At 64.7% G+C, this 4,167-nt stretch carries 3 protein-coding genes; all 3 read left to right on the top strand.

The genetic code is table 11. From position 1 onward, the window contains the following. The first annotated feature begins 69 nt into the window (after window positions 1–69). The 3 genes from AX703_RS03190 to AX703_RS03180 all read left to right on the top strand — a co-directional run bounded on the left by AX703_RS03190 (window position 70) and on the right by AX703_RS03180 (window position 3,792). Complete coding sequence (locus AX703_RS03190; protein ID WP_062342589.1) at window positions 70–2,739, top strand: hypothetical protein; 2,670 nt, start codon at window positions 70–72, stop codon at window positions 2,737–2,739. Between the two features lie 91 nt (window positions 2,740–2,830). Beyond that, on the top strand, window positions 2,831–3,388 hold the full coding sequence (locus AX703_RS03185; protein ID WP_062342586.1) for a hypothetical protein: 558 nt from the start codon (window positions 2,831–2,833) through the stop codon (window positions 3,386–3,388). Further along, window positions 3,385–3,792 (top strand): hypothetical protein, encoded by a 408-nt coding sequence (locus tag AX703_RS03180; RefSeq protein ID WP_062342584.1) that lies wholly within the window; start codon window positions 3,385–3,387, stop codon window positions 3,790–3,792. Before AX703_RS03185 ends, AX703_RS03180 begins: the two co-directional genes overlap by 4 nt. Window positions 3,793–4,167: the final 375 nt, after the last annotated feature.

The following is a 4,167-nucleotide window of genomic DNA, read 5'->3' as shown; positions in this document are numbered from 1 at the left end:
GACAGACCCGGTCTACCCGGCACCGAAACGAACTTCGCTTTGTTCACGGACGACTATACTGCGCGGCTGATGGACGGGATAGGCCGCATCGGCCCGGGACCGATGTTCGAACGCTTCGGGGCAAAATTCCTCGACCATCACTTGGACGTGGTCCTCGTTCATCGTGGCCTCAACGCCCAGCTGAGCCCGGTCGGGCACACTATTGACAGCTATGACGATGCCGGCGAAGTCGGCGCCGAATATTCGATCGATCAGGACTATTTTTCGGGGTTGATGCCCAAGGCTAGGGACGACCTGCTCCACGTCCTGCGCAAGCATCCCACCGTCGCCGACATCTACCTCTTGTCCTCGCGCAAGGCGGGTGAGGGAATCATCCCGGCCTTCACCCTGCGAACGCAGCAATGGCCGGGTATGCTCGCGCGCGCGCTCCATGTTTACGATGCGCGCCGCATCGCCGAGGTGATCGTAGACGAGTTGCTGCCGAGCGACGCGGCAATCGACGATCTAGTCGAGCATCTGCCCGCGCTCGGGGCGATCATCGACGCCGCCGCCGCCAGCCTTGCGGTGCCGGGCGTCGATTCACGCCATGTCGATCGGCCCGAGGTCGGCGCGATGATCGCCGACGCGCTCGCCGCTTGCGGCCCAGTCGCGACCATAGCAGGCATCGGCGGGCTAGGAAAATCCGAGGCCGCTGCCGCCTATGCCGAGGAACATCGCGGGAGATACGACACCTGCATGTGGATCGACGGCGACACACTACGCCGCACCGCCGACCTTAAGGCGATCGCGCTCTGGCGCGGCGGCGACAGCCGCAATGTTGCGGCGATGCTCCGCGCGCATCGCTGCCTGCTGATCATTGACGACATCGCCGACACGATTGGAGCTGACGAGCTTGCGCCCTTTTGCGGCGACGGCTCGCACATCATTCTCACCCGGCGTACGCCGCGCGAGGGGGACGTGGTGGTCCCGATGCTGTTGCGCGACGAGGCGCGCGCGATCCTCGATCATGGTCTCGCTGATCCCTGTCCCGACGCCATCCTCGACGCGCTGCTGCACACCGTCGGCGGCCACCCGCTCAGCCTCGCGCTCGTCAACCGCGTCGTCAAGGACGGCACGAGCTGGAACGACATCGCCGAAGACTGTGCCGCGATCCCCGAGTTAACTTTGGGCGATCAGCGTCTTGCCGACCGGTTGCTTGGCCGCCTGAGGTCGGCGCTCGGCCACGAGCTCCAGCTGTTCGAATGGTTGGGCCAAGCGAGCTGCGATCTGCGGTTCCTGCGCCGCGCGATCGGCGGGATCGGCATCGCCAAGCTGCGTCAGCACGGTCTCACTGCGCCCGACCGGCCGAGCACGCTACGCCTCCACGACATAATTCAAGCGAGCGTCATGACGCAACGCTGGCTGACGCCCGAGCGCACGGCGGCGCTCGACGACACGCTGGAGAACGTGATCGAGGCGCTAATGGCTGAGGAAGGCCTCGCGCTCCGCGTACTCGCCTCGACGATGCGCGCTAAGCTCGAGGTGCTCGCCGCACGCGATCCGCGTCCGGCATTCCTCGTAGCGCTGCTTGAGATCTGGAAGCCTGGTGAGACGCGCCCTAACCTCCTGCCGGACCCAGCCGACGCTGCGGAAGCCTTGGCGGTCAACGCCGCCGCGCCACGCTCAGCGCAGGTCCGCGCCGTGCTCGAGACGATCGAAGGGCTCTATCGACATGACAAGCTCGATTCCGTCGGTGCCGCCAAGGACAATCTGCGTGCGCGCCTCCCGGTTTACGAGCGCCTCGCGGCGCTCGGCGGGCTCGACAGTCGCACCGAGACAGAGATCCGCCATCACCACGCCAAGGCACTCAAGAATGTCGGCCGCGACGCCGAGGCCCAAGCAATGTTTGAGGAGGTGCTAGAAGGACCACACCCGCTCCCTGCCAGCCGCCTGCAGCTGGTCCGCCTCTACGGTCGTGCCAAGGAGACGATTGACTGCGCAGCTGAGCAGGCCGATATCATCCTCACCGCCGCAAGTGCCGCAGGCGCGGTGTCCAGCAATGTCGCACTCGCCACGCTGCAATCCCTGCCGTCCGCGGGCGGCAAATGGCGTCGGGCTCTGTTCGACAAGCACGCCGACCTGATCGAACGCGAGATCGTGGTCGCAGCCGAGGCTGGCGCCGAGGACGCGCTCCTTGCCTTCGCCGCTGTCGCGCGCCATTGGTCATGGCACGATCGTGACCGTCTTCTGCGCGTCTTTGCAAGCGTCGAACTGATCGATCCGTTGATGCTTGACGACCGGACCCGCGCCGCGTGCGGCGAAGTCTTCGCCGAGGTGGGTAAGGCGCAAGGCGGTGCGGCTTTCCAGAAGCAGGCACTGCGCTACTACGAAGCGGTCGAGGCGCCGACAGACTTCGGCCTCCAAAAGCACGGCCAGCTGCTGATTGAGATGGATCAGCCCGCCGAAGCGGAAGCAGTCTTGCTCCGCATTGCAGAGCCGGGAGCGTTTGCCTTGTACCGGCTTTCGCAGGCGCAACTCGCGCTGGACAGAGCTGCAGATGCGCTCATCGCGATCGACACAGCGCTGGCGAGACTGGACAGCAAGCAGGCGTATTTCCGCTCCAGCTTCCTGGCGCAGCGCTATGATGTACGTCGCGCGCTGAAAGACTCCGATGCGCGTGACGATCTTGAGGAGGCGCATCGACTCTGTGAGCCTGGCAATTACAAGGACTTCCTCGGCGGGCGGCTCGCAGCGCAATGAACCGGGCCAAGTGCTTCCCCCCGCGCAGGAGTGGCGGAAGGCGTGCGGCGGCGCGTTGCCTGGCGGGCGCGGCTCGTCTAGGCTGTTATTCATGCCTCAGCTCAATCTGACCCTCACGCTCGATCTGTCTGACGACGAGGCGGCGGCCGCCGCCGACACACTCGGCTGCAATCCTGCCGACCTCGCCCAGCATTTCCAGCCCTACGCCCCGGCGGCGCTGCGCGAATATGCCGAAATGCTCGCCGGGCAGGCGATGACCAGCGTCACCGATCTGCGCGAGCGCCGGCTCGTCGCAATCCTGATGGCCTTGCCTGCCGCCGATTTCCCAACTGATGAACGGATCGCGCGGCTGTTCAATCTGACCAGCGCGCAGGGCCGGGCGCTGCTACGCGCTACGCTGTCGCGGCACCGCAACCGCCTTAAGGGCGTGATGGAGGCGGCGGCGCGCCGCTTCATCGCAGCCTGCCAAGGGCAGCCAGGCTCCGAGCGCGAGGCGCGCTTCCCCAACGCGGTGGTGATCGAGATGCTCAACGGTCAGCTCGCAGCTGCCAATTCGCCGCGTGCGCCGATCCGCCGCAAGCCCGGTACGTTTGACACCTATGTCGTGGCGAACGGCGCGTACAACGAGCTCCAGGCGCTCTATCCGTGAGCACCACCGAACATCTCCCTGACGCCATCTCGGCGGCCAGCCTCGTTCTTGCGGTGCTCGCTGCGTTATACACCTTATGGCTGCCCGCAGTGTCTGCAGCACTGGCTATCACGCCCGCCGACGACAAGGAGGATCGCGGGCCTCAGCGCGCCCAGGTCGTGACGGCGCTGTTCACTAAGGCGCTGCCGCTCGCTGGTGCCACCCTCGCCGCGACGTTGATCTTGCTGCCCCGTGGAATCTCGATCGTCGTCGAGGCATGGATGCGCTGGCGCGAATGGGCCTTCGACGACGTCAAGGGCTTCTTCGTGCTCACGCTCTCGCTTATGCTGCTGCTCGCTCTGGTTTCGTCCATGCAACTCATCGGGCTCCTAAAGAAGCGGAATGAGATTGGTCCCAAACCGTAGGTGAGGTCGCGAACGCCAAAAATCTCAAATTTCGCACCCAGCATATTGCATCCTGGACGATGTGAGTTTCTGGACGTCCATTCATAGCGCACGCCCAACATCGTGATGCGGACGATCGCCCTGCCCATGTGTGGACTTGGGGGATATGCGTCGAAATCGGCATTGATCACATCCTCGGCGAATGGCTGTTCTGGGAGTAAGCTTGTGATCGCCAGAACAGAGGAGATTGGGATGCCTTGACGCCCGGCAGCTTTCGCATTCTGAATGGCCGGTTCCCGTGTGAGCCGACATCCACGAAGCCGCTATTGAAAGGCATGAGTTGTGAAGGGTTTCGGGCGCTTGCGTACGAAAGCCTCCAGTGCAGGAACCCGCGGG

The organism is Novosphingobium sp. CCH12-A3 (assembly GCF_001556015.1).
GTDB lineage: Bacteria > Pseudomonadota > Alphaproteobacteria > Sphingomonadales > Sphingomonadaceae > Novosphingobium > Novosphingobium subterraneum.
This window is presented reverse-complemented; position numbering and strand designations above follow the sequence as displayed.